Source organism: Streptacidiphilus sp. PAMC 29251 (assembly GCF_054208735.2).
Genome location: NZ_CM135725.2, coordinates 3,206,402 through 3,230,328 on the forward strand (window position 1 = coordinate 3,206,402; position 23,927 = coordinate 3,230,328).

Annotated in this window: 20 protein-coding genes and 4 pseudogenes; 14 read left to right on the forward strand and 10 right to left on the reverse strand. The window is 70.7% G+C overall.

The genetic code is table 11. The annotated features are described in order from the left end of the window. Positions 1–37: 37 nt before the first annotated feature. Positions 38–616 (reverse strand): GNAT family N-acetyltransferase, encoded by a 579-nt coding sequence (locus ACXKR8_RS14955; RefSeq protein ID WP_458273404.1) that lies wholly within the window; start codon positions 614–616, stop codon positions 38–40. A 34-nt stretch (positions 617–650) separates the two neighbouring features. Here ACXKR8_RS14955 and ACXKR8_RS14960 point away from each other — a divergent pair, with 34 nt between their 5' ends. The 5 genes from ACXKR8_RS14960 (at position 651) to tuf (ending at position 4,668) form a co-directional block, all read left to right on the forward strand. Further along, a complete protein-coding gene (locus ACXKR8_RS14960) occupies positions 651–1,325 on the forward strand; it encodes a TetR/AcrR family transcriptional regulator (RefSeq protein WP_458273405.1) in 675 nt (224 codons plus the stop codon). 87 nt (positions 1,326–1,412) lie between these two features. Further along, on the forward strand, positions 1,413–2,315 hold the full coding sequence (locus ACXKR8_RS14965) for an alpha/beta hydrolase (protein ID WP_458273406.1): 903 nt from the start codon (positions 1,413–1,415) through the stop codon (positions 2,313–2,315). Continuing rightward, positions 2,312–3,169 (forward strand): alpha/beta fold hydrolase, encoded by an 858-nt coding sequence (locus ACXKR8_RS14970; protein WP_458273407.1) that lies wholly within the window; start codon positions 2,312–2,314, stop codon positions 3,167–3,169. Before ACXKR8_RS14965 ends, ACXKR8_RS14970 begins: the two co-directional genes overlap by 4 nt. A 93-nt stretch (positions 3,170–3,262) precedes the next feature. Beyond that, positions 3,263–3,397, forward strand: coding sequence for a hypothetical protein (locus ACXKR8_RS14975; protein ID WP_458273408.1), 135 nt, complete (start codon positions 3,263–3,265; stop codon positions 3,395–3,397). Positions 3,398–3,486: 89 nt separating this feature from the next. Next, the gene (gene tuf, locus ACXKR8_RS14980) at positions 3,487–4,668 is read left to right on the forward strand and encodes an elongation factor Tu (RefSeq protein WP_458273409.1); all 1,182 of its coding nucleotides are present in this window, start codon (positions 3,487–3,489) and stop codon (positions 4,666–4,668) included. 67 nt (positions 4,669–4,735) lie between these two features. On the opposite strand, the gene ACXKR8_RS14985 is transcribed toward tuf, so the two are convergent. Beyond that, the gene (locus tag ACXKR8_RS14985) at positions 4,736–4,951 is read right to left on the reverse strand and encodes a cold-shock protein (protein WP_458273410.1); all 216 of its coding nucleotides are present in this window, start codon (positions 4,949–4,951) and stop codon (positions 4,736–4,738) included. Positions 4,952–5,104: 153 nt separating this feature from the next. Here ACXKR8_RS14985 and ACXKR8_RS14990 point away from each other — a divergent pair, with 153 nt between their 5' ends. The 4 genes from ACXKR8_RS14990 (at position 5,105) to ACXKR8_RS15005 (ending at position 8,529) form a co-directional block, all read left to right on the forward strand. Continuing rightward, the gene (locus ACXKR8_RS14990; RefSeq protein WP_458274987.1) at positions 5,105–6,196 is read left to right on the forward strand and encodes an LLM class flavin-dependent oxidoreductase; all 1,092 of its coding nucleotides are present in this window, start codon (positions 5,105–5,107) and stop codon (positions 6,194–6,196) included. Between the two features lie 74 nt (positions 6,197–6,270). Next, a complete protein-coding gene (locus ACXKR8_RS14995) occupies positions 6,271–6,933 on the forward strand; it encodes an FMN reductase (protein ID WP_458273411.1) in 663 nt (220 codons plus the stop codon). 267 nt (positions 6,934–7,200) lie between these two features. Further along, positions 7,201–8,160, forward strand: coding sequence for an EamA family transporter (locus ACXKR8_RS15000; RefSeq protein ID WP_458273412.1), 960 nt, complete (start codon positions 7,201–7,203; stop codon positions 8,158–8,160). A 177-nt stretch (positions 8,161–8,337) separates the two neighbouring features. After that, entirely contained in the window at positions 8,338–8,529 is a 192-nt protein-coding gene (locus ACXKR8_RS15005) for a hypothetical protein (protein ID WP_458273413.1), read from the forward strand. Positions 8,530–8,678: 149 nt separating this feature from the next. On the opposite strand, the gene ACXKR8_RS15010 is transcribed toward ACXKR8_RS15005, so the two are convergent. Beyond that, positions 8,679–9,299, reverse strand: a complete 621-nt coding sequence (locus ACXKR8_RS15010) for an L-threonylcarbamoyladenylate synthase (RefSeq protein WP_458273414.1) — start codon at positions 9,297–9,299, stop codon at positions 8,679–8,681. A gap of 300 nt (positions 9,300–9,599) precedes the next feature. Here ACXKR8_RS15010 and ACXKR8_RS15015 point away from each other — a divergent pair. Beyond that, positions 9,600–11,667: pseudogene (locus ACXKR8_RS15015) on the forward strand (phosphocholine-specific phospholipase C). 65 nt (positions 11,668–11,732) lie between these two features. On the opposite strand, the pseudogene ACXKR8_RS15020 reads toward ACXKR8_RS15015, so the two are convergent. After that, a pseudogene (locus tag ACXKR8_RS15020) lies at positions 11,733–13,114 on the reverse strand (family 2B encapsulin nanocompartment shell protein). A gap of 584 nt (positions 13,115–13,698) precedes the next feature. Here ACXKR8_RS15020 and ACXKR8_RS15025 point away from each other — a divergent pair. Both ACXKR8_RS15025 and ACXKR8_RS15030 read left to right on the forward strand, forming a co-directional pair. After that, positions 13,699–14,751 (forward strand): annotated as a pseudogene (locus ACXKR8_RS15025) (family 2 encapsulin nanocompartment cargo protein terpene cyclase); the annotation flags it as partial. 20 nt (positions 14,752–14,771) lie between these two features. Next, a complete protein-coding gene (locus ACXKR8_RS15030; protein ID WP_458273417.1) occupies positions 14,772–15,641 on the forward strand; it encodes a geranyl diphosphate 2-C-methyltransferase in 870 nt (289 codons plus the stop codon). 54 nt (positions 15,642–15,695) lie between these two features. Here the strand turns inward: ACXKR8_RS15030 and ACXKR8_RS15035 are convergent, their stop codons facing one another. Continuing rightward, positions 15,696–16,184 carry a hypothetical protein gene (locus ACXKR8_RS15035; protein ID WP_458273418.1) on the reverse strand — a complete coding sequence of 163 codons (489 nt, stop codon included), beginning with the start codon at positions 16,182–16,184 and terminating at the stop codon, positions 15,696–15,698. 55 nt (positions 16,185–16,239) lie between these two features. Between ACXKR8_RS15035 and ACXKR8_RS15040 the strand changes: the two genes are divergently transcribed. Further along, a complete protein-coding gene (locus tag ACXKR8_RS15040; RefSeq protein ID WP_458273419.1) occupies positions 16,240–17,259 on the forward strand; it encodes a helix-turn-helix transcriptional regulator in 1,020 nt (339 codons plus the stop codon). Between the two features lie 68 nt (positions 17,260–17,327). Here the strand turns inward: ACXKR8_RS15040 and ACXKR8_RS15045 are convergent, their stop codons facing one another. Both ACXKR8_RS15045 and ACXKR8_RS15050 read right to left on the reverse strand, forming a co-directional pair. Further along, positions 17,328–18,773: an amidohydrolase family protein gene (locus tag ACXKR8_RS15045; protein WP_458273420.1), complete on the reverse strand. Its 1,446-nt coding sequence runs from the start codon at positions 18,771–18,773 to the stop codon at positions 17,328–17,330. A gap of 84 nt (positions 18,774–18,857) precedes the next feature. Beyond that, positions 18,858–19,817, reverse strand: coding sequence for an amidohydrolase family protein (locus ACXKR8_RS15050; RefSeq protein WP_458273421.1), 960 nt, complete (start codon positions 19,815–19,817; stop codon positions 18,858–18,860). Positions 19,818–19,888: 71 nt separating this feature from the next. Here ACXKR8_RS15050 and ACXKR8_RS15055 point away from each other — a divergent pair, with 71 nt between their 5' ends. After that, positions 19,889–20,713, forward strand: a complete 825-nt coding sequence (locus ACXKR8_RS15055; RefSeq protein ID WP_458273422.1) for an IclR family transcriptional regulator — start codon at positions 19,889–19,891, stop codon at positions 20,711–20,713. A 24-nt stretch (positions 20,714–20,737) separates the two neighbouring features. Here ACXKR8_RS15055 and ACXKR8_RS15060 read toward each other — a convergent pair whose 3' ends face one another. The 3 genes and pseudogenes from ACXKR8_RS15060 to ACXKR8_RS15070 form a co-directional block, all read right to left on the reverse strand. Next, on the reverse strand, positions 20,738–22,018 hold the full coding sequence (locus ACXKR8_RS15060; RefSeq protein WP_458273423.1) for an MFS transporter: 1,281 nt from the start codon (positions 22,016–22,018) through the stop codon (positions 20,738–20,740). Positions 22,019–22,079: 61 nt separating this feature from the next. Further along, positions 22,080–23,048 carry a glycoside hydrolase family 3 C-terminal domain-containing protein gene (locus ACXKR8_RS15065; protein ID WP_462100681.1) on the reverse strand — a complete coding sequence of 323 codons (969 nt, stop codon included), beginning with the start codon at positions 23,046–23,048 and terminating at the stop codon, positions 22,080–22,082. Between the two features lie 119 nt (positions 23,049–23,167). Continuing rightward, positions 23,168–23,833 (reverse strand): annotated as a pseudogene (locus ACXKR8_RS15070) (glycoside hydrolase family 3 N-terminal domain-containing protein); the annotation flags it as partial. Positions 23,834–23,927: the final 94 nt, after the last annotated feature.

Consider the following 23,927-nt stretch of genomic DNA (forward strand, 5'->3'; position numbering starts at 1 on the left):
CCCTGGCCGCTCCAGCCGCCCCAGCCGCCCTGTCCGACTACCAGACGTCGCCCTCGCGCCAGTCGCAGATCAGTTCGAGAAACACATCGACGCCCAGATCGACCTCCAGCACATACACGCTGCCGTCGTCCTCCTCGGTCCGCAGCGGACCCCTCGGCGTGCTCACCGCGGTCGGGCCCAACCACTGCTGCCAGCCCCGCGACCGATAGAAGCCGACCGCGCGCGCGGAGGCGGACAGCGCGGCCAACCCGTAGTCGCCGTTGCCCAGTTCCTGCTCCACCGCGTCCATCAGCAGGGTGCCGTAGCCGATCCCCTGCCGATCGGCCCGCACCGCGACCGCCTCGACATAGCCGGTGCAGATGGTGACTCCCCCGGTGCGCAACTGACGCTCCACCACCGAGCCGTGCCCCACCAGCACGCCGTCCTCCCGGAGCAGGACATGGACCCCGCCGAGCGCGTGCTCCCAGTCATGGTCGGAGAAATTGCCTTCGAACACCTGCTCAAGCAGCCTCCGTACCGCAACGAGCGTCACCGCGTCCGGTGAGCGAGTACTCACTACCTCCACCTCAGCCATGCCCACCATCGTCCCGCAGCGCCGCCGCACCCGTGCCGTCATCGTGTGAGGATGTCCGATCGTGGAAGCTGTCGATATGAACACCTCTGACCCCTCTGACCCCGTCGGCCCGCTTGGCGCCTCCGGCCCCTCCGCCGAGGACGGCCCCCCGGAGCGGGCGGGCTACCGGCGATCGGCGGGGTCGCCCCGGGGCGAGGCCAGGCGCCTGGAACTGCTCGAACGTGTCACCGAGGACCTCGCCGCCAACGGACTGGTGGACTTCTCGCTGCGCCGTGCCGCGCGGGCGGCCAGCACCACGCACAAGGTGCTGCTCTACCACTTCGACGGAGCCGACGACCTGTTGAAGCAGGCGATCTTCAAGCTGCGCGACCGGCGCATCGACAAGGCGCTGGCCATCGCCGCGGCCGGGCCGTCCCCTCGGCCACTGGCGGACTGGGTGCGGGCGGTGTGGCCGGTCCTGGTGGGTGCGGAGGCGCGGGTGCTGGACCAGGCGATCGGCCTGGCGATGTACGACCCCGACCGCTACGCGGAGCTCGGCCGAGGGGCGTCCCAGCAGTACCTGCCCTCGCTGCTGTCGCTCTGCCCGGAGCACTGGCCCGAGCGGCGCAAGCTCCAGGTCGCCGAGATGATCCTGGCGACGCTGCGGGGATTCCTGGTGGACGCGCGGACCAGTGGCGACACCGAGGGCATCGCCGCCGGGTTCGACGCCCTGGCCCGCGCGCTGGAGCGGGAGGAGGCCGCGGACGCATAGCCGCCCCGGTCCGGCAGTCATGGACAGCTTGCGAACCACATGGTTCACTTTCTGCAGGATGAGCACCGCCCACTCTCGGAGGTCGGCATGCAGGTGTCCATGCAACGCGAGAAGGTCCGCTTCACCAGCGGCGGCGCCGACTGCGCCGCCTGGCACTATCCGGGAACCAACGGCGCCTGCGTGATCATGGCCGGCGGCTTCGCGGTCACCAAGGAACCGGGCACGGACCGCTTCGCCAAGCGGTTCAACGACGCCGGGTTCACCGTCCTCGCCTTCGACTACCGCGGTCTCGGCGAGAGCGGCGGCGGGTCGCGCCAGGTCGTCCGGATCAAGGAGCAGCTCGCCGACTGGCAGGCCGCGATCGGGTACGCCGCGACGCTGCCGGGGGTCGACCCGAGCAGGCTCGCCGCCTGGGGCTTCTCCGTCTCCGGCGGCTATGTCTTCCAGGTCGCCGCGCACAATCCGCAGCTCGCGGCGGCGATCACGCAGACGCCCAACGCCGACGGCCCGGCCGCCGCCCGCAACGCGGCGCGGTACCAGAAGCCGTCAGCGATGCTGCGGCTCACCGCCCGTGGCCTCCTCGACGCGCTCGGCGGCCTGCTCGGCCGCCAACCGCTGCTGGTGCCGCTAGCCGGCCCGCCGGGGACGGTCGCGATGCTGTCGACACCGGACGCCCTCGACGGCGACCGCGTGCTCAACCCGGACAACCGGTACCCGGACTGGCAGCAGACGGCAGCCGCCCGCTCGGCGCTGCGGATCTGCCTCTACCGGCCCGGCCGCTACGCCGCCCAGGTGCGGTGTCCGCTGCTGGTCGTGGTCTGCGACCAGGACCGGACCGCGCTCGCCGAGCCGTCCGTCCGCGCGGCGCACCGCGCCCCCCGCGCCGAACTGCTGCGGCTGCCCGGCGGGCACTATGCGCCCTTCACCGAGGCGCACGAGCAGGTCGTCGATGCCGAACTGGCCTTCCTGCAGCAGAATCTGACGCCATGACCAAGCAGATCGAGACGAAGCAGGTCGAACTGTCCGCCGGGACGCTCGACTACGAGGACACCGGTGGTGGCGGCCCGACGATCGTCCTGCTGCACGGGCTGCTGATGGACGCCTCGCTGTGGGAGGCGACGATCGCCGACCTGTCCGCCGACCACCGCTGCCTGGCGCCGACGCTGCCCCTCGGCGCCCATCGCCACGCGATGCACGCCGACGCCGACCTCTCGCTGCCGGCGACGGCCCGGCTGGTCGCGGAGTTCCTCGACCGTCTCGATCTGGAGGACGTCACCCTGGTCGGCAACGACACCGGCGGCGCCCTGGTCCAACTGCTGATCAGCGACGGCGCCGGCGCACGGGTGGGCCGGGTCGTCCTCGCCTCCTGCGAGGCGTTCGACAACTTCCCGCCGGGGCTGACCGGACGGACCCTCGCGCTGGCCGGCAAGCTCCCACCGGGGCTGTTCGGGCTGTTCATGCAGCAGCTGCGGCTCCGGACGCTCCGCCGGCTCCCACTCGCGTTCGGCTGGCTGACCAGACGCGGGGACGCCGTCACCCGCCGCTGGCTGCAGCCGATCCTCCAGCAGCCCGAGATCCGCCGCGACACCGTGCGGATGCTGCGAGCGGCGTTCGCCGACCTGCGGCTGATGCTGAAGGCCGCCGAGGGCCTGCCGGGCTTCGACCGCCCGGCCCTGGTCATCTGGGCCGCCGGTGACCGGGTGATGCCGCCGGAGCACGGCCGCCGCCTCGCCGGACTCCTCCCGCAGGCGAGGCTGGTCGTGGTGGAGAACAGCCGCACGCTGATCCCCCTGGACCAGCCGACCAGGTTCGCCCAGGCCGTCCGCGAGTTCACCCGAGCCTGAGCCCGGGGCTGAGCCCAGGCCCGGGGTCCGGGCTCAGCCCAGGCCCGGAAAACCAGTCGCGCCGCCCTCCCCGCAGACGGCAGAGTGGTCCGCATGTCCAGCTACGTCATCGCCAGGAAGCCCGCAGTCGCGGGCGCGATGACCGCTGCCCCGGCATCTGCCCCCGCAACCGCAACCGCCGCCGCATTCGGCGCCGCGGCACTGCGGTTCGACGGCGCGCGACGCTGACCTTCCCCGGGATGTCCCGGGACCTCGGACGGGGAAGGTCGGCCCGTCCAAGAGGTCTCACCCCCCATCTCGCAGAGCCGGGAACAGTCATGTCCAAGCAGGCCTACCTGCGCACCAAGCCCCATCTCAACATCGGCACGATGGGTCACGTCGACCACGGCAAGACCACCCTCACCGCCGCCATCACCAAGGTCCTCGCCGACCGGGGCAACGGCAGTTTCGTCCCCTTCGACCGGATCGACCGCGCCCCCGAGGAGGCCGCCCGCGGGATCACCATCAACATCGCCCACGTCGAGTACGAGACCGACACCAGGCACTACGCCCACATCGACATGCCCGGCCACGCCGACTTCATCAAGAACATGATCACCGGCGCCTCCCAGTTGGACGGCGCCATCCTGGTGGTCTCGGCGCAGGACGGTGTCATGCCGCAGACGGCCGAGCACGTGCTGCTCGCTCGCCAGGTCGGCGTCGAGCACATCGTGGTGGCCCTCAACAAGGCCGACGTCGGCGACCCGGAGCTGCTGGACCTGGTCGAGCTGGAGGTGCGCGAGCTGCTCACCGCCCAGGGCTACCCGGGCGCCGAGCTCCCGGTCGTCCGGGTGTCCGGCCTGCGCGCCCTGGCCGGCGACCCGTTGTGGACGACCGCGCTCGGCGAACTGCTGGACGCCGTGGACACCCATGTTCCGACGCCGGTCCGCTACACCGACGCGCCGTTCCTGCTCCCGGTGGAGAACGTGCTCACCATCACCGGGCGCGGCACCGTGGTCACCGGCGCGGTGGAGCGCGGGCGGGTCCGGATGGGCGACCGGGTGGAGGTGCTCGGCCTCGGCGACGGCCTGACCTCGGTCGTCACCGGCGTGGAGACCTTCGGCAAGCCGATGGAGTACGCGGAGGCCGGCGACAACGTCGCGCTGCTGCTGCGCGGGGTGCAGCGGGGACAGGTCCGCAGGGGCCAGGTCGTCGCGGCGCCCGGCAGCATCAGCACGCACACCCGTTTCACGGCCAGGGTGTACCTGCTGGGCAGCGCCGAGGGCGGCCGTCGCACGCCGGTCACCACCGGCTACCGCCCGCAGTTCTACCTGCGGACCGGCGACGTGGTCGGCGACGTCACGCTGCTCGGCGGGACGGGTTCGGCGCGTCCCGGCGAGACCGTCGACCTGACGGTGGAGCTGGGCCGCCCGGTCCCGCTGGAGCCCGGCCTGGGCTTCGCCGTCCGCGAGGGCGGCCGCACCGTCGGTGCGGGCAGCATCACCGCGCTGCTGGACTGACCTGCGGAAAGAGGCGGGGGCGGGGGCGGGGGCGGGCATCGTGCCCTCCCCCGCCCCCGCCTTCCGTTCAAGGGCGGACGGAGACGGCCCGGTAGTCGTAGCCGTCCTGCCCCGGTGCCTCCCACTCCAGCTGCACCTGCTGTCCGGCGAGCAGAGTGCGGAACCCGTCCGTCTCGATGTTCGAGTAGTGCGCCCAGCAGCCCTCGGGCGTCTCCGGGCTGTCCAGGACGCCCCAGCCCTCCTCGTCGTGCCACTCTCGGACCGTTGCCGTCACCGTTGCCATGTCCGGCACCCTATGCCCAGCCCAGAGGGGCCCGACGCAAACCGGCCCGACCCGGCCCGGCCCGGTCCAGCCCGGGAATGGGGCGCCTTTGACAAGCGTTGTGCAGATGGTTGAAACTTGAACTACTCAAGCGAAGGCGAGCGAGTCACCATGATGCAGTTCGGGATCTTCTCGGTCGGGGATGTCACCGTCGACCCCACGACCGGCGCCAAGCCGACCGAGCACGAGCGGATCAAGGCCATGGTCGCCATCGCGCTCAAAGCCGAGGAGGTCGGCCTGGACGTCTTCGCGACCGGGGAGCACCACAACCCGCCGTTCGTCCCCTCCTCCCCCACCACCATGCTCGGGCACATCGCCGCCCGCACCGAGAACCTGGTGCTGTCCACCTCGACGACCCTGATCACCACCAACGACCCGGTGAAGATCGCCGAGGACTACGCCATGCTGCAGCACCTCGCCGACGGCCGGGTGGACCTGGTGATGGGACGCGGCAACACCGGCCCGGTGTACCCGTGGTTCGGCAAGGACATCCGCGACGGGATCGCCCTGGCCGTGGAGAACTACGCCCTGCTGCGCGAACTGTGGACCAAGGACGTGGTCGACTGGCAGGGCCGCTTCCGCACCCCGCTGCAGAGCTTCACCTCCACCCCCCGCCCGCTGGACGACGTTCCGCCGTTCGTCTGGCACGGTTCCATCCGCAGCCCCGAGATCGCCGAGCAGGCCGCCTACTACGGCGACGGCTTCTTCGCCAACAACATCTTCTGGCCCAAGGAGCACTACCAGCAGCTGATCCGGCTCTACCGCGACCGCTACGCCCACTACGGGCACGGCGCTCCCGAGCAGGCCATCGTCGGGCTCGGCGGCCAGGTCTTCATGCGGAAGAACTCCCAGGACGCCGTCAACGAGTTCCGCCCCTACTTCGACAACGCCCCCGTCTACGGGCACGGCCCCTCGATGGAGGAGTTCATGGCCCAGACCCCGCTGGCCGTGGGCAGCCCGGAGCAGGTGATCGAGCGCACCCTGGCCTTCCGCGACCACTTCGGCGACTACCAGCGCCAGTTGTTCCTGATGGACCACGCCGGGCTGCCGCTGAAGACCGTGCTGGAACAGCTGGACATCCTCGGCGAGGAGGTCGTCCCGGTCCTCCGCAAGGAGTTCGCGATCGGCCGCCCCGCCAACGTCCCGGACGCCCCCACCCACGCCGCCCGGGTGGCCGCCGCGACCGCGGCGACCGCTGCGATCTGACGCCTGCTCAACTGCCTTACACCCGTTGCCTGGCACCCGCTGCCTGACACCCGATCAAGAGAAGGAGACCCGACGTGACCACCGCGCCCGTCCGCATCGCCGTCATATCCGCGGGCCTGAGCCAGCCCTCGTCCACCCGGCTGCTCGCCGACCGCCTCGCCGAGGCCGTACGGCTGGGTCTGGACGGGGGCCTGGACGGGGTCGGCCGCGAGGACGGCCGCGGTGTCGAGTTCCAGGTCGTCGAGCTGCGCGAACTCGCCCATGCCATCGCCGACAACCTGGTCACCGGCTTCCCCGGCCCCGCGCTGCGCGCGGCTGTCGCCGCGGTGACCGACGCGGACGCGGTGATCGCCGCCACCCCGGTCTTCAGCGCCTCCTACAGCGGCCTGTTCAAGTCCTTCGTCGATGTGCTCGACAACACCGCGCTGACCGGCAAGCCGGTGCTGATCGCCGCCACCGGAGGGACCGCGCGCCATTCGCTGGTGCTCGACCACGCGCTGCGCCCGCTGTTCTCCTACCTCCGCGCGGTGGTCGTCCCGACCGGGGTCTACGCCGCCACCGAGGACTGGGGCTCCGGCACCGCCGCCCACACCGACAGCCTCCCGGCCAGGATCACCCGCGCCGCCGCCGAACTCACCGCGCTGCTGTCGCACGCCCCGGCCCGCCCTTCCCAGGTCGAGGAGCTCATCCCCTTCGCCCAGCAACTGGCCGCGCTCCGGCCGATCGCCGCCGAATAGCGCCGCGCGACGGCACCACCTGGACGGCACCGAGGTACAGCGCCGCCCTTCGGCGACCGACCAACCACCGGGGCCCGCTCCGGGCTAGGCTGCTGCCATGGCCCCGTACTCGCTCGCCGTCCTGCCCCCGCCCGCCCGCTAGGCGGGCGGCACCCACTCCGGACACCAGCCCCGACCGCTCTGCGATGAGCCGAGCCGTCGGGCCGGTGATCGCTGCCCGCATCTCCCCCACCCTGCGGACCAGCGACCACCCACCGGAGCTCAGCCATGCCCTCCCTGCCCGTACGTTCCCTGCCTGCTGCCACCCCGACCGCCCGTCCCCGGCCGGCCGGCGCCCCCTCCTACCGCCGGGCGCTGCTCACCATCGGCCTCGCCGCCGCCTCCTGGGGCAGCGCGGGAGCCGCCGCCGCGACCCTGCACCGGATCAGCGGCCTCGGGCCGATCACCGTCTCCTGCTGGCGCTTCGCCCTCGGCGCGCTGCTGCTGCTCGCCGCCCGGCCGATCGTCCACCGGACCGCGGCGGCTCCCGCCGCCCGTCCCGGCCTGCTGCTGTCGGTCGGCACCGGGCTGCTGATGGCGACCTTCCAGACCTGCTATCTCGCCTCGGTCGACCTCGCCGGGCTCGCCCTCGGCACCACCGCGACCCTCGGCGCCGCGCCCGTCCTCACTGCCCTGGGCGCCCGCGTCCTGTTCGGCGAACGCCTCGGCCGGCGCGGCGCCGCGACGATCGTCCTCGCGCTCACCGGCCTCGCTCTGCTCGCCTTCGGCAGCGGGCCGTCCACGACCGGGCGGGAGCCGCTGTGGGGCCTCCTCTGCGCCCTCGGCTCGGCCGCCGGATCGGCCGCGATCAACCTGCTCAGCCAGGCCCAGGCCCGCAACGGCCGGGCCGGGGATCCCTACGACCGCGCTCTCGCGGGCTTCGCCGTCGGTGCGGTCTGCCTGCTGCCCCTCGCGGCCGTCACGGGACCGCTGCTCCCCGGCCCGCACCATCTGCTCGCCGCCGCTGCCCTGCTCGGCTATCTGGGCGCGGTCCCGACCGCCCTCGCCTACGCCCTCTTCTTCGCCGCGCTCACGGTGGTCCGGGCGACCACCGTCTCCATGGTGATGATGCTGGAGCCCGTGGCCGCGCTGCTGCTCGCCGTCGGCCTCCTCGGTGAGCGCCTCACCCTCGCCGCGGTCTGCGGCACCGTCGCCCTGCTCGCCGGGGTCTTCCTCCTCACCGAGTGAGTCCTCCTCACCGAGTGAGCCGGCCGCCGAGTGCGCCGGCCGCTGACCGGTCGGCCCCGCGGACCATGACAATCGTCATCCCAAGGTGCATACGGGACGCACTGCCGAGATGCCGTCCCGGTTCGTAGCCTGGCAACAGAGGCTGGAATCAGCACATCTGACAGCAGGAGGATCGCGATGAGCAGGAACAAGAGCGAGAACCGCGACGAGTCGGCCGTCAACGCCGCCGTCGGCGGACTGCTCGCCTGGATCGCAGGCAAGGGCTCCACCACACGCGGCTCCTCGCCCACCGACGGCGCCGCCGGCGAGGTCATCTCCTGGGTCACCGGCAAGGGCGGAAAGAAGGACCGGAACAGCCGGAGCAGGTGACCGCAGCCGATCTCCGGCGGCGCCGCCCTCGCCGACGAGGCGGGCCTGGCCAATCCGACGATGGGTCTGCTGGCCGAGCGGCGGGGCCTGCGCGCCGTCTGCGCATGCTGCCGCCGTGGACGCTCGCCACGCCGTCACCGGGGCGAGCCCTACTCGAACCGCGCGGTGTCCCCCGCTCCCCGGCGGACGATCTCGGCGTCGCCGCTGGAGAAGTCGATGACCGTGGTCGGCTCGGTGCCGCAGTCGCCCGAGTCGAGCACGGCGTCCACCACATGGTCGAGCCGTTCCTTGATCTCCCAGCCCTGCGTCATCGGCTCGCCCTCGCCGGGCAGCAGCAGGGTGCTGGACAGCAGCGGTTCACCGAGCTCGGCCAGCAGGGCCTGGGTGACGACATGGTCGGGGATCCGCACTCCCACCGTCTTCTTCTTGGGGTGCAGCAGCTGGCGCGGCACCTCCGAGGTCGCGGGGAGGATGAAGGTGTAACTGCCGGGCGTCGCCGCCTTGATCGCGCGGAACACCTTGTTGTCGATATGCACGAACTGACCCAGCTGCGCGAAGTTCTGGCACACCAGGGTGAAGTGGTGCCGGTCATCGAGGTTGCGGATCGACCGGATCCGGTCGATGCCGTCGCGATTGCCCAGCTGGCACCCCAGCGCGAAGCAGGAGTCGGTCGGGTACGCGATGAGCGAACCGGACCGGACCAGGTCAGCCACATTGCCAATGGTGCGCCGCTGCGGATTCTCAGGGTGCACGTCGAAATACTTCGCCATTCGGCGAGCCTACGGGAGCGGGGGCCCAGGACGCGCAGGTCCGGCGCGTACGCGTGCCCGTCGAGTGCACAGATCCGTCGCGCCAGCCCGACCGGAGAGCGCCGACGGCCTTCGGCCCGGACGTTCCGGGATTGAACAAAAGCCCCTGAGCCAGGCGGAATTCCCTCCTCGCCACTCCGTCGACGTCTGCCATACAGCGGGTCGTCACCAGCTGGATGCCGGTAAGTTGTCTGGACAAGTTGTCCTTGATTCCGACCGACGACCCCAACTGGCCACCACTCGTGCGAGGGATCCCCACTCATGGCTGAACTCGATCGCCGTCGCTTTCTCCAGCTCTCCGGTGCGACCGTGGCGTTCTCCGCGCTGTCGCAGAGCATCGCCCGCGCCGCGGCCATCGCGCCGCAGGGCACGACCGGCACCATCCAGGACGTCGAACACATCGTCGTACTGATGCAGGAGAACCGCTCCTTCGACCACTACTTCGGCTCGATGAAGGGCGTCCGGGGCTTCGGCGACCCGCGTCCGGTGAACCTGCCCAGTGGGGCCTCGGTCTGGCACCAGACGAACAGCAGCAAGAAGGAGGTGCTGCCGTTCCGTCCCCAGGCCAGCAACCTGGGGCTGCAGTTCGTCCAGGACCTCAACCACGACTGGGCGGGCAGTCACCAGGCCTTCAACAACGGCAAGTACGACCAGTGGATCCCCGCCAAGACGGCCACCACCATGGCGTACCTGACCCGCGCCGACATCCCGTTCCACTACGCGCTCGCCGACGCCTTCACCGTCTGCGACGCGTACCACTGCTCGTTCATCGGCTCCACCGACCCCAACCGCTACTACATGTGGACCGGCTACACCGGCAACGACAGCACCGGCGGCGGGCCCGTCCTGGGCAACCAGGAGGCCGGGTACAGCTGGACCACCTACCCGGAGCGGCTCCAGCAGGCCGGCGTCTCCTGGAAGATCTACCAGGACATCGGCGACGGCCTCAACGCGGCCGGCTCCTGGGGCTGGATCAGCGACGCCTACCGGGGCAACTACGGCGACAAACTCCCTGCTCTACTTCAACAACTACCGCAACGCGCAGCCCGGCAACCCGCTCTACGACCGGGCCCGCACCGGCACCAACGCCAAGAACGGCGACGGCCTCTTCGACGTCCTCAAAGCCGACGTCGCGGCGGGCACGCTGCCCCAGATCTCCTGGATCGCCGCCCCCGAGGCCTATACCGAGCACCCCAACTGGCCTGCCAACTACGGGGCCTGGTACATCTCGCAGGTGCTGGACGCGCTCACCTCCAACCCCGACGTGTGGGCCAAGACGGCACTGTTCATCACCTACGACGAGAACGACGGCTTCTTCGACCACGTCGTGCCGCCCTTCCCGCCCTCCTCCGCCTCGCAGGGCCTGTCGACCGTCGCGACGGCAGCCGACTACTTCGCGGGCAATTCCAGCTATGCCGCCGGGCCCTACGGACTGGGCCAGCGGGTGCCGATGATCGTCGTCTCGCCCTGGAGCACCGGCGGCTACAGCTGCTCCGAGACCTTCGACCACACCTCGATCATCCGCTTCATGGAGCGCCGCTTCGGGGTCGCCGAGCCGCACATCTCGCCCTGGCGCCGAGCCATCTGCGGCGACCTGACCAGCGCCTTCGACTTCAGCACCAGCAACACCACCCCGTCCGCGCTGCCCTCCACCGCGGCCTATCTGCCGCCCGACCACAACCGGCACGCCGACTACGTGCCGACCCCGCCGGCCACCGGCACCATGCCCAAGCAGGAGTCCGGCAGCCGGCCGACCCGCCCACTGGCGTACGCGCCGTACGTGGACGGCTCGGCCAACACCGGCACCGGCAAGTACACGCTCACCTTCAGCGGCGGCCCCAGCTCCGGCGCGCAGTTCCTGGTGACCGCGAGCAACCGCACCGACGGACCGTGGACGTACACCGCCGAGGCCGGCAAGACCGTCGCCGACGCCTGGAACACGGCCTACTCCCAGAACGTCACCGCCCTGTCCGTGTACGGGCCGAACGGCTTCCTGCGCTCCTTCCGCAATCCGGGGACGACGGCCGGCCCCGAGGCGACGGCCCGCCACAACGCGGCCACCGGCAACCTCGACCTGACCTTCACCAACGCGGGCACCGCGACGGCCACCCTCACCGTCGCCAACGCCACCGGCTACGCCGGAGGCCCCCAGACCGTCACGGTCGCCAAGGGCGCGACGGTGAAGCTCTCCCTGGCCCTGAGCGGCAGCCGCAACTGGTACGACGTCACCGTCACCTCCAGCGCCACGACCGACTTCGTCCGCCGCTTCGCCGGCCACGTCGAAACCGGTGCGACCGGCGTCTCCGACCCGGGCCTGATCACCTACTGACACGTCCGGATCGACCCGGACGAGGTGGGTCCAGCTGAAGTCGTCGCTCCCCGACAGGAGAGGGTTCAGTCGCGGGAGCGGGCGACCTCGACGTTCTCCAGCACCCCGAGCGCGTCCGGGACCAGCACAGCGGCCGAGTAGTAGGCGCTGACCAGGTACTGGATCACGGCCTTCTCGTTGATCCCCATGAACCGGACCGACAGGCCGGGCTCGTACTCGTCCGGGAGACCGGTCTGGTGCAGCCCGACCACGCCCTGGTTGTCCTCGCCGGTGCGCAGCACCAGGATCGAGCTGGTGTGACCCTCGTTGACGGGGATCTTGCCGCAGGGGAAGATCGGCACCCCGCGCCAGGAGGGGATGCGGTGGCCCTCGACGTCCACCGAGTCCGGGTAGAGCCCACGCTTGCTGCATTCGCGGAAGAACGCGGCGATCGCCCGCGGGTGGGCCAGGAAGAGGTTGGAGCCACGCCGGCGGGAGAGCAGTTCGTCCAGGTCGTCGGGGGTGGGCGGGCCGCTGTGGCTGTGGATGCGCTGTTCGTGCTCGGCGTTGTGCAGCAGCCCGAAGTCGGGATTGTTGATGAGTTCGTGCTCCTGGCGCTCGCGCAGGGCCTGGACGGTGAGCTTGAGCTGCTGCTCGATCTGGTTCATCGGCTGGTTGTAGAGGTCGGCGACCCGGCTGTGCACCTGCAGCACGGTCTGCGCGACGCCCAACTCGTACTCGCGCGGCGCGAGTTCGTAGTCCACGTAGGCGCCCGGCAGTTGCTCCTCGCCCTCGTGTCCTGCAGCCAGGGAGATCTCGGCCTGCCCGTGGGAGTCCTGGTCCAGTTCGGCGGTGACGCGGTAGAACTCGACCTGGGCCCGCAGGGCGTCGGAGCGGGTCACCAGGTCGGCGAAGGCGGCTTTCGGCAGGACGAGAAGGCTGCCGGAGGTGGCGGCCTTGGCCGTGTACTCCCAGGTGAGACCGTCCTCGGCGAGGGTCTCCTCGCCGAGGTGGTCGCCGTTGGCGAGGGTGCCGAGGATGGTCTCGTGGTCACCGAACGCGCCGTCTCCGATCTGGCGGACCTTGCCGTGAGCGATGATCAGGACGCGGTCGACCGGTGTGCCGCGCTGGGCGATGACCTCGCCCGGCTCGAACTCGCGCTGGGTGAAGCGGTCGGCGAGCTCGGTCAGCAGTCCTTGGTCCTCGAAGCCGCGCAGCGGGGGGAGTTCGGAAAGGTGGGGGGAAGAATCTGGACCCGGGCCCCGGTCTGGATGAAGCTGATCCGTCCGCGTCCCGTGGTGTAGGTGAGGCGCCGGTTGACGCGGTAGGTCCCGCCGGAGACCTCGACCCAGGGCAGCATTCTGAGCAGCCATCGGGAGGTGATGCCCTGCATCTGGGGCGCGGTCTTGGTCGTGGTCGCCAGGTTCTTCGCGGCGGCGGTGGTCAGTGCGGTCTGTTCCTGGGGCATGTTGCTCGCTCCTCCGAGAGTGCAGACGAGGTGGGCAGCGGGTACTCGCGGCCGGCAGGGCCGAGGAACTCAGAGAGTGGTCGGAAGGCGCCGAAATACCGGCTCTACATCCCGCAGGGGCGCAATCTTTGCGGAGGCCTCGGGGTTCGACTGGGGAAGTATTGCATCGAATGCCCCGAGTCCGCACTCACTCGATCGAGTGAGGCGCAGCCGGTAATTCCCTGTGTGTTCAACGCTGCCATGAGGTGCACGAACATTGTGGATACGTGTGCGAAATGTGGCGAGAGTAACTGCGCGCGGAGTGAAGCATGTGGCTCGCTGCGCGCCGTTCTTGTGCGCATGCGCGCCGGTTGGTCGGGGATTGATGGCCCCGCCCGCGGTCAATACAACCGGGTGAGGAGCCGCAGCGCTTCTTGCCATGCGGATCGCGGGGACGTTGTGCCCGCCTTTCCGCCTGTCCGCCCCAAAGGCTCGAGTACGCACAGGAAGAGGCAGTCGATGCCCCACGTCAGGTTCGCCGTCGAAGTGTCGCCGCACCACCGAGGCTCCCCGGTGGTGTGCTTGTGAGCTCCGCGAGCATGGACCGGATTCTGCGCGGTCCGACCGGTCTGGGCACGTCGGGCCTGAGCCTGACCCGATTCGACGCGCCGAGCGGGGCAGCTGTCCCGATCCCGGGGCTGTACTACCATCCGGTGCCCGACCCCGACCCCGTGCGGGTGGCCGAAGTCAGCCGGCGGGTCAAGGAGTGGGCGGTGCAGGAGGTCCAGCTGTTCCCGCCGGAGTGGGAGGACCAGTTCGACGGTTTCGACCTCGGGCGCTACATGGTCTCCTGTCATCCGGTCGCCCCTACGGTCGACCATCTGATGCTGGCCACCCGGCTCATGGCGGCCGAGAACGCGCTGGACGACTGCTACTGCGAGGACCACGGCGGCTCGCCGGTCGGCCTCGGCGGACGGCTGCTGCTGGCCCACACCGCCCTGGACGCCCTGCACACCACACAGGAGTACCAACCGGACTGGCAGGCGTCGCTGCACGCGGACGCCCCCCGACGCGCCTACCGCTCCGCCATGGAGTACTTCACCCGGGCGGCGAGCCCCTCCCAGGCGGACCGCTACCGGCACGACATGGCCCGACTGCACCTGGGCTACCTCGCCGAGGCCGCCTGGACGGAGACGGACCACCTGCCCGAGGTCTGGGAGTACCTGGCCATGCGCCAGTTCAACAACTTCCGCCCCTGTCCCACCATCACCGACACCGTCGACGGCTACGAACTCCCCGCCGACCTGCACGCGCTGCCCGCCGTGCAGCGCGTGATCGCGCTCGGCTCCAACGCCACCACCATCGTCAACGACCTCTACTCCTACACCAAGGAACTCGCCGCCCCCGGCCGCCATCTGAACCTGCCGGTGGTGATCTCGGAGCGCGAGGACCTGAGCGATCGCGACGGCTACCTGAAGGCGGTCGAGGTCCACAACGAGCTGATGCACGCCTTCGAGACCGCCGTGACCGATGCGGCCACCGCCCATCCCGCACCGCCGGTGCTCCGCTTCCTGCGCGGCGTGGCCGCCTGGGTCGACGGCAACCACCACTGGCACTGCACCAACACCTACCGCTACAGCCTGCCCGACTTCTGGTAACCAAAGAGGAGATGACCCACATGACCGACACCGATCTCACCTCCGTCACCATCCCCGGCCCGGCCACCCCCTACCAGGGCGACATCGCGCGCTACTGGAACCAGGAGGCGCGCCCGGTCAATCTGCGGCTGGGCGATGTGGACGGCCTCTACCACCACCACTACGGCATCGGCGAGGTGGACCGCGCCGCGATCAACGCGCCCGAGGGAGCCGAGCGCGAGAAGCAGCTCGTCGCCGAACTGCACCGGCTGGAGTCCGCGCAGGCCGACGTCCTGCTCGATCATCTGGGCCGAATCGACCGCTCGGCCACCCTGGTGGACGCGGGCTGCGGCCGCGGCGGCTCCATGGTGATGGCCCATCAGCGCTTCGGCTGCCGGGTCGAGGGAGTCACCCTGTCGGCCAAGCAGGCCGACTTCGGCAACGACCGGGCCCGACAGCTGGGCATCGCCCCGTACGTCCGCTCCCAGGTCCGCAACATGCTGGACATGCCCTTCGAGACCGGGCAGGTCGCGGGCTCCTGGAACAACGAGTCCAGCATGTACGTGGACCTGCAGGACCTGTTCGCCGAGCACTCCCGGATCCTGTCCGTGGGCGGCCGGTACGTCACCATCACCGGCTGCTGGAACCCGGTCTACGGGCAGCCCTCGAAGTGGGTCTCCCAGATCAACGCCCACTTCGAGTGCAACATCCACTCCCGCAAGGAGTACCTGCGGGCCATGGCCGACAACCGGCTCGTCCCGCAGGCCATCATCGACCTCACCCCGGCGACCCTGCCCTACTGGGAGCTTCGGGCCACCTCCTCCCTGGTCACCGGTATCGAGGAAGCGTTCCTGTCCTCCTACCGGGACGGCTCCTTCCAGTACCTGCTGATCGCCGCCGACCGGATCTGACCCGGCAGCCCGGCCCTCGGCGCGGGGACGGTCTTCGCCGCCCGATCCGCGACGCTAGGTAAGCCCGATCGGCCCGTCCGCCAGCACATCCGCGACGTACGCGTCCAGGTCGGGCTGCTCCGGCGCGAACACGTGCCGGATCCAGGCCGCCCGCTCGTGCACCACCACGCCGAGCTCGAACGTGCACCCGATGAGGTGGCCGGTCACCGGGCCGTCCATCGGAACCAGATGGGCGGGGTCCTCGTCGGGGCAGCCGAGGAACAGCACGCCGCCGCCGGCGAACCTGGCGTGGATGACGTTGTCCCAGTACCAGCTGTAGACGTTGAGGTGGGCGCCGGCCGAACTGCGGAACAGGACCGTGAACGCGGCGGGCGGCGTCGTGTCGTCCTCCGGGCCGAGGAAACCGGGGATCAGCGCGAGCGCGGCCTGCTCGATCGCCGAGTCGATCGGTGCTCCGTCGCGGCTGATGTGGTAGCGCTTGACCGGTCGGCCGCCGATGACGTCGGTGCCGGCGTGCCAGACCTGCGGTGCTGTGAATGTCATGGCTTCACGGTAGAGAGGCATCACTGACACGTACTGTCAGTGGAATACTGCCGTCATGCGCGCCGGCCGACTCGTTTCCGTCCTGCTGCTCCTCCAGACCCGCGGCCGGATGACGGCGCAGGCACTGGCCGACGAGCTCGATGTGTCGGTCCGCACGATCTACCGCGACATGGAGTCGCTGAGCGAAGCCGGGATCCCGGTCTACGGCGACGCCGGACCGGCCGGCGGCTACCAGCTCCTGGACGGCTACCGCACGCGCCTCACCGGCCTCACGAACGACGAGGCAGCGGCGATGTTCCTCGCGGCGGTGCCGGGACCGGCCGCCGCACTGGGGCTCGGATCCGTGATGGCGGCCGCCCAGCTCAAGTTCAGAGCGGCGATGCCGCCGGAACTCGCCGACCGCGCCGTCCGCATCCAGGACCGGTTCCATCTCGACTCCCCGGGCTGGTACGACGACGGAGACCAGAGTCCTCATCTTCCGGCGGTCGCGGAAGCGGTCTGGGACCAGCGCCGGCTCCAGGTGCTGTACCGGAGATGGAAGGCGCCGACGGACGTCGTGCGGACCCTGGACCCGCTCGGCATCGTCCTGAAGTCCGGACGCTGGTACGTCGTGGCCCGCACCGGCCCCGGATCCGGCGGGGTGCGGACGTTTCGCGTGAATCAGATCCTCGAGCTCCAGGACACCGGCGAGACCTTCGAACGTCCGAAGTACTTCGACCTCCAGGGCTATTGGCGCGATCAGGTCACCGAATTCCGCACGCGCCTGGTCCAGGGCAACGCGATGATCCGCCTGTCCCCGGCCGGACGGCGCCGCATGACCGAGGTGATGACCTCCGAAGTCGTCGCCGCCGTGGAGGAATCGGCCGAGGACGACTGCGACCGGGACGGCTGGATCAAGGCGACCGTCCCGATCGAGTCGGTGACGCACGCGCACGGCGAGTTGCTCGGGCTCGGCGCCGAGGTCGAGGTACTGGCGCCGCAGGAGCTGCGCGACAGGCTCGCCGAGACCGCCGCCGGACTGGCCGCGCTCTACACGGTCTCCGCCCCCACGCCGCCCGCCGACAGCGTTCCCTGAGCTACGAGCTACGAGCTACGAGCTACGAGCTACGAATGTCTCCTGTCCGAGGGTGCCGGGCGTTGAGGTCAGTGGGCGCCGGGATTGGCTGCGATGCGTTCCAGGACGGCGTCGAGGTCGGCACGGGACCACCAGGAACCGTCTCGCATCACACCTGCGATCTTGTGAAGCGCGTGGTGGTCCTCCAGCGGGTCCTCGGCCAGGAGCACCAGATCGGCGGGCATGCCGGGGAGGACGCGGCCGAAAGCGCCCTCCCTGCCGAGGAAGCGGGCCGGTTCGGTCGTCGTCATCCGCAGGATGGCCAGCGGTTCCAGTCCGGCCTCGGCGAGGTAGTCGAACTCGTCGTGCAGCGCGAATCCGGGGATGACGCCGATGGCCCCGCACGCGTCGGTGCCCGCGACCATCGGTACCCCGGCGTCGGCGAAGGTCTTGATCATCCGCAGTTGCGCGTTCCAGTGGTGGCCCAGGGCCTTGCGGGTGACGTCGGGGAGCTTGGAGAACCTCTTCGCCGACTTCTCCCAGGCGCGCAGCTCTTCATGGGCCATGTAGCGGCTTCGCGGGTCGGCGGTGTGTTCGGGCGAGTCGCCGAACTGCTGCGTGTGGACCCGGATCAGGGTCGGGCACTGCCACGTGGTCCGTTCGACGAACAGGGCCGCCAGTTCCTCCGCCTTCTGTTGGTCGTAGGAGCCGTCGGCGAGTTCGTAGGCGTGGGCCTCCAGTTCGGAGGTCCCCGTCGCGGGGTTCACCGCCATGCTCTTGACCAGCTTCATCACCAGCTTTTCGGCACCGGGGAACTTGATCTTGGGAAGCGGCGGGAGCTTCCGGGTGGCGTTCTTGGCACGGACTTCGGCCTCGCGGGAGGACGCCGCGGCGAACACGGTGACACCCGGGCCGAGGTGCTCGATGGACCACACCCCGCCGTGCGCGGCCTCGCGTGGGTCGAGGTCGGCCGGCAGGTGGCCACCCAGCAGGATGCCGAGCCGGTTCGCCTCCTGGAGCGCGGCCAGGAAAGTGGCACGGGTGGTCATACCGGCCTTGACGAAGTCCGCGCCGTCCCGGTGCTGCTCCCGGACGGCCTGCACCGCGCCCTCCACCGTGCTCGCGTTCAGCGGCGTCAGCAGGTCGCCGGCGGTCGCCAGCAGAGCCGGAGCGCCGGTCGGCGCGGGCAGAGTGCCCTCGCGCCGGGACTTCAGCAGCGCCCTGCTGCCGGACATCTGGCGGAAGCCGACCACGCCGTTGGCGAGCATCAGCGCATAGGTGCCGTCGACGTCACCCGGGGTGTTCAGGGCATGCATGTGCATGTCCGCGAAGGCCGGGACGACGAACCGGCCTCGGCCCGCCACCACCTGCGCACCGGCGACGGGTCCCGCGGTCGCCCGCACCGACGTGATCCGACCCCCCTCGACCTCCACGTCCTGGCCGGGCGTGCGGCTCCCGTCCACCGGGTCGACCACGGTGACGTCCGTGACGACCACGTGCCCGTTGATCGAGGACGGCTCAACGTACCTGCTCATGTCGCTCCTTGCTCGGGGTTGTACGACGGGCTCTGCGCGCGCTCGACACCACGGTGCGCCGGAAGGTCACCGCCCGCCGGAAGGTCACCGCGCGGCGGCAGCGAAGAGGCGGTGCGCGTTACGGGTGGTGAGGTCCCGCCAGGTGTCGTCGGCGGACGGCTGCACCGCGGCGTCGACCGAGTCGATCTGGGCGAGCACGCCGTTGACGGGCGTCCAGCAGTAGTCGCTGCCGTAGAGGAGCCGTTCGGTGCCGAACGCGGCGTCGAGGGCCGGAATCTGGCGCGGGAAGGGCGTCCCGGCCATGTCGTACCACAGGCGGCCGAGCTGCTCCACGGCGCTCGGCTCGTCGGCGGCTCCGGCGCCGAAGAAGGCCCGGAAGAGTTCCATGCGGTCGGCGAGCAGCGGGAGCGCCCCACCGCCGTGCGTCAGGATCCAGCGGATCCGCGGGTAGCGGGCGAGGACGCCCCGGAAGAGCAGGTCGCCCGCGGTGCGTGCGGTGTCGAAGAGGAACTCCAGCATCGGCCGGGGCCGGCCCAGGGAGAGCTCGTCGGCGTGGGGCGGCGAGGTGGGGTGGACGAAGACGACGGCGCCACGGCGGTCCAGGTCCTGCCACAGCGGCTCGAAGCGGGGGTCGCCGAGGTAGAGGCCGTGGTGGTTGCTCTCCACCGCCACGCCGTCCGCACCGAGGACGTCGAGCGCGTGGGCGGCCTCCGCGAGTGCGCCCTGGACGTCGGGCAGAGGCAGCGAGGCGAAGTGGCCGAACCGCTGCGGATGCTCGGTGCGGACCCGAGCGCCGAACTCGTTGACCTCGCGCGCGAGGCCGCGGGCCGCACTGTCGTCCCCGAAGTGCACTCCCGGGGAGGACACCGACAGGTAGGACTTCTCGATCCCTGAGCGTCCCATCAGGTCGAGGTGCTCCTCGATGCTCCAGCCGGCCCAGCCCGGCATGCCGTCGGGGTGGTCGATGCCTGCGGATCGAGCCGCGGCGATGTAGCTGTCGGTGACGAAGTGGGCGTGGATGTCGATGAGTCCAGTCGCGGCCATGCGGGTCTCCCGGGTTGTGGATGCGTACTCCACGGTAGGAACAGGGCCGTACACTGGCATGAGTGATTTCAATGAATGAAACACCGAGTTCCGACGGTGACGCCCGGCCCGAACGCGAGGGCAAGCCCAGACGCGAGGACAAGCCCAGACGCGGGGGCAGGCCCGCTGAGGGGCAGCCGGTGATCGACCGGGCCTTCGCCCTGCTCAGCACCTTCGACCAGGACCATCGTGCGCAGTCCCTCGCCGAACTCGCCCAGCGAAGCGGCATTCCGCGCAGCAGCGCCTTGCGGCTCGCCCGATCGCTGGTCCATGTGGGCGCGCTGGAGCGCCTCGACGACGGCAGCTACGTCGTGGGACTGCGGTTGCTGGAGACCGCTTCCCTGGCACCGCGCGGCCACGGCCTGCGATCCGTGGCCATGCCATTCATGGAGGACCTCTTCCATGTCACCCGTCAGCATGTGCTGCTCGCGGTGCGGGACGGGGGTGAGGCGCTGCTCGTCGAGCGGCTTTCGGCGCTCGACGCCAGTCCCGTGAGCTACCGCGTGGGAGGCCGCCTCCCCCTCGCCTCCACCGGCGTCGGACTGGTGCTGCTCGCCTTCGCCCCGTCGGCCGAACAGGACCACGCCATCGCGGGCTACGGGGCAGGAAACGGCGACGACGACATCCTCACCCCGACCGACCTGCGACGCACCCTCGCGGAGATCCGGCGCGGCGACTACGCCTACGGTCAGCAGAGTCATCCCTGGCAGCTGAGCACCGTGGCCGCACCGGTTCGAAACGGCGACACGGTGGTCGCTGCCCTGTCGGTGGTGGCGCCCAGCACCGGCTTCGCAGACGCCGGCTACGGCCCGGCTGTACGGGCGACGGCCCGCGCGATCTCCCGCCGACTCGGCTGACGGCCGGTCCCCAGCATCGACTGGTCAGCGGATCCCCCTGATCCGGTAGACGGAGACCGCGCCGACGATCGAGAAGACCCCGGCGAAGGCGAACAGCGTGTTGTAACCGCCGAGATGGGCGATCAGAAGTGAGGCGACGAACGGAGCCACGATCTGGGGTCCCGCGTTGGCGACGTTGAGCACGCCCATGTCGCGGGCGGCGTCGCCCTCGCTGGGGAGGACCGCGGCCACGACGGCCGTGTCCACAGCCATGAAGCAGCCGAAGGCCAGCCCGTTGAGCAGCGCGAAGAGCATCATGCCCGGCCAGGTCGGGCTGATGATCGGCACCACCATCACCAGGCCGGAGACTGCTCCGGCGACCGCGACGAAGACCTTGCGGCGGCCCAGCCTGTCGGACAGCGTCCCGCCGAGCACCGTGGCGATGCCCGTGGCCACCATGCCGATGGCGCTGAGGATGCCGACACCGCCGGCCGGGCTGATGCCGTGCGGCATGGTGACGTGGTCCTGCAGGATGTACAACTGGTAGCCGAACACCGAGAAGTAGCCCAGCACGAGCAGCGCGCGGCCGATGAAGGCCCAGCGGAAGTCGTGGGTGCGCAGGCTCTCGGCGAACGAGGCGACCTGCTCCCGCAGGCCGGGTGCCGCGTCGACGCGCGCCAGGGGAACGTCCTTGACCCGCCAGGTGAACAGCACCGCCGTGCAAGCAATGAAGACGGCGAACACCAGGTATCCGGCGCCGAGCGAGTGGGACAGGCCGCCGGCGGCGATCACCCCGATCAGGCCGCCGACCGGCAGGCCGAGGCCGACCATGGCGGAGGCGGTGCCGAGCCGGTCCTTGGGGACCCGGTCCGGCACGATGGCGGTGACCGCCGCCTGGTAGCAGTTCATGAACATCTGGCCCAGCGACCAGAACAGCGTGATCAGCAGCAGGCTGTCCACGCTCCCGAGGGCCGCGACGGCCACCGCCGCGAGCACCGCGCCGCCGAGGATGAACGGATTTCGGCGCCCCACCCGGTCCGACAGTGCTCCGGCGACGGGGTTCGCCAGGGTGGCGAAGACCGCGCTGACGCCGGACACCATGCCGAGCGCGGTCACCTTGTCGGCGCTGCCGACCGTGCGCTCGATGAGCAGCGGGTTCAGGACGCCGCCCACTCCCATGTAGACGACGAACATGGCCGCGTTGGCGCCCACCAGCCAGGAGAACAGGCTGCGCAGGCTACGGGGCGGCGCTCCCGGTGACGGCGTTTCGGAGGAGGCTTCGGGTCCCCCGGCGGTACTGACCAACGGTCTGTCGAACACGCTCATGAGTCGCACCTTTGCGCACAGGAAGAGGGGGAGGGTGGTTGGCCCGTTCGAGCAGGGGCGGTCAGCGGGAGGGGGCGGAGCCGGCGCCGTGCCGGCCGAGACCGTGTCCGTGTCCGTGTCCGGGGCCGAGACCGAGTCCGTGGCCGAACGGGTACACCGGATCGGCGGATTCCTGCGCCAGATCGGGGCTCCCCTGTTCGACCTCCCGCATGGACCTGGGGAGTTGGAACGGCAGCCGGCCCTGCGGGGCCGCCCGCCCGAACACGACGTCCAGCAGGGCCTCGTCGCTCGCGCCGTAGCCGGCCAGCAGGGCGCCCGCGTGCTCGGCGATCTCGGGGATGACGGCGGGCCGCTCCAGGTGGATGTCGACCACGGTGGGCACCGTGTCCAGCAGGGTGAGGATCTCCTTCAGACGTTCGGGGGCGAAGTCGAGCCTGCCCGCGTGGAAGAACGCCTCGAACCCGCCGCCGCGGGGCTCGTAGGGCGTCTGCAGCCGGATGACGGCCAGCTCGGCGGCCTCGGGGGCGTCCACCAGGTCGCCGTAGCGGGCGGCGGTCTCGGCCTTGATCCCCTCGACGTACAGCCGGGGGCGGTGGGTGACGGGCAGCAGCGCGTCGTTGTTCTTGAGCAGGGTGAACGAGCGCCGTTGGGCGGCGCTGCCGAGGGCCCGCAGGTCGGCGCGGCCGACGGTCTCCTCGGCCGCGTCGGGGTCCACGAAGCGGCGGTCGTCGAACAGGCCGAGCCGGAACTTCTCCGCCAGCAGGCGCCGGGCCGAGGTGTCGAGGCGGGATTCGGGGAGCTGTCCGCCGCGGACCAGCTCCACGACGAGTTCGGGGGCGTGCTCGCCGCCGAACTGGTCGGCTCCGGCGTCCAGGATCTTCGCGGCCCGTTCCAGCGGGGTGAGCTGCTCGACGCCCCAGGCGCGGGCCTGCATCGGCTCGCCCAGGAACTCGGTGTCGGTGACCAGGCCCCAGTCGGTGCACACGATGCCCTGGAAGCCGAGCTGGTCCCGCAGCAGGCCGGTGATGATCCCTTGTTGAAGCCGAAGCCGACCTCCTCGTACTCGGTGCCGACCGGCATGCCGTAGTACGGCATCATCTGGGTCGCGCCGGCCGCCAGCGCGGCCCGGAACGGCCGCAGGTGGTACTCGAACTGGTCGGCCGGGTAGACCTGTTCACGGCCGTAGGGGAAGTGCGGGTCCTCGCCGTCCCGCTGCGGTCCGCCACCCGGGAAGTGCTTGACCATGGCGGAGACGCTGTCAGCCCCCAGCACGCTGCCGGGACCGCGCAGCCCCTCGATGTAGGAGGCCACCAGACGGGAGGTCAGCTCGGCGTCCTCGCCGAAGGTGCCGTTGCCGCGGGCCCAGCGGGGCTCGGTGGCCAGGTCGATCTGCGGATGCAGGGCCAGCCGGATCCCGACGGCCAGGTACTCGCGGCGCACGGTGTCGGCGTACGCGCGGACGAGCTCGGGGTCGCCGACGGCGGCCAGACCCAGGGTCTCCGGCCACTGCGAGAAGGGCCCGGCGAGCATGGCGGTGCCGGGGTTGTCGGTGAAGGAGTGCCGGGGGTCGGAGGAGAGCGTGACCGGGATGCCCAGCCGGGTCTGCGCGGCCAGCTCCTGGAGCTCGTTGTGCCACAGCGCCATCTGCCGTGCGCCACCGGAGCCCAGCAGGTTGAAGTGGCTCATCCGCAGCTCGGTGACCATGTGCCGGGCGGTCGCGGTGGGCGCGTGGGCCGGATCCTCGACCAGGCTGCCGTCGGGATTCATCGTCAGCATGGTCTGGAAGAGCAGGCCGGCCTTCTCCTCCAGGCTCATCCGGGACAGCAGATCCTCGGTCCGCTGCTCGACGGACTGGGCGGGGTCGCGGTACAGGGGCGTGGTCACAGGGGCTCCAGGGGTGGCTAGGCGT

Bases quoted from the DNA above. Each gene is read 5' to 3' on its own strand.
- ACXKR8_RS14955 (WP_458273404.1), bottom strand. From the start codon at position 616: ATGACGGCACGGGTGCGGCGGCGCTGCGGGACGATGGTGGGCATGGCT.
- ACXKR8_RS14960 (WP_458273405.1), top strand. From the start codon at position 651: ATGAACACCTCTGACCCCTCTGACCCCGTCGGCCCGCTTGGCGCCTCC.
- ACXKR8_RS14965 (WP_458273406.1), top strand. From the start codon at position 1,413: ATGCAGGTGTCCATGCAACGCGAGAAGGTCCGCTTCACCAGCGGCGGC.
- ACXKR8_RS14970 (WP_458273407.1), top strand. From the start codon at position 2,312: ATGACCAAGCAGATCGAGACGAAGCAGGTCGAACTGTCCGCCGGGACG.
- ACXKR8_RS14975 (WP_458273408.1), top strand. From the start codon at position 3,263: ATGTCCAGCTACGTCATCGCCAGGAAGCCCGCAGTCGCGGGCGCGATG.
- tuf (WP_458273409.1), top strand. From the start codon at position 3,487: ATGTCCAAGCAGGCCTACCTGCGCACCAAGCCCCATCTCAACATCGGC.
- ACXKR8_RS14985 (WP_458273410.1), bottom strand. From the start codon at position 4,951: ATGGCAACGGTGACGGCAACGGTCCGAGAGTGGCACGACGAGGAGGGC.
- ACXKR8_RS14990 (WP_458274987.1), top strand. From the start codon at position 5,105: ATGCAGTTCGGGATCTTCTCGGTCGGGGATGTCACCGTCGACCCCACG.
- ACXKR8_RS15000 (WP_458273412.1), top strand. From the start codon at position 7,201: ATGCCCTCCCTGCCCGTACGTTCCCTGCCTGCTGCCACCCCGACCGCC.
- ACXKR8_RS15005 (WP_458273413.1), top strand. From the start codon at position 8,338: ATGAGCAGGAACAAGAGCGAGAACCGCGACGAGTCGGCCGTCAACGCC.
- ACXKR8_RS15010 (WP_458273414.1), bottom strand. From the start codon at position 9,299: ATGGCGAAGTATTTCGACGTGCACCCTGAGAATCCGCAGCGGCGCACC.
- ACXKR8_RS15030 (WP_458273417.1), top strand. From the start codon at position 14,772: ATGACCGACACCGATCTCACCTCCGTCACCATCCCCGGCCCGGCCACC.
- ACXKR8_RS15035 (WP_458273418.1), bottom strand. From the start codon at position 16,184: ATGACATTCACAGCACCGCAGGTCTGGCACGCCGGCACCGACGTCATC.
- ACXKR8_RS15040 (WP_458273419.1), top strand. From the start codon at position 16,240: ATGCGCGCCGGCCGACTCGTTTCCGTCCTGCTGCTCCTCCAGACCCGC.
- ACXKR8_RS15045 (WP_458273420.1), bottom strand. From the start codon at position 18,773: ATGAGCAGGTACGTTGAGCCGTCCTCGATCAACGGGCACGTGGTCGTC.
- ACXKR8_RS15050 (WP_458273421.1), bottom strand. From the start codon at position 19,817: ATGGCCGCGACTGGACTCATCGACATCCACGCCCACTTCGTCACCGAC.
- ACXKR8_RS15055 (WP_458273422.1), top strand. From the start codon at position 19,889: ATGAATGAAACACCGAGTTCCGACGGTGACGCCCGGCCCGAACGCGAG.
- ACXKR8_RS15060 (WP_458273423.1), bottom strand. From the start codon at position 22,018: ATGAGCGTGTTCGACAGACCGTTGGTCAGTACCGCCGGGGGACCCGAA.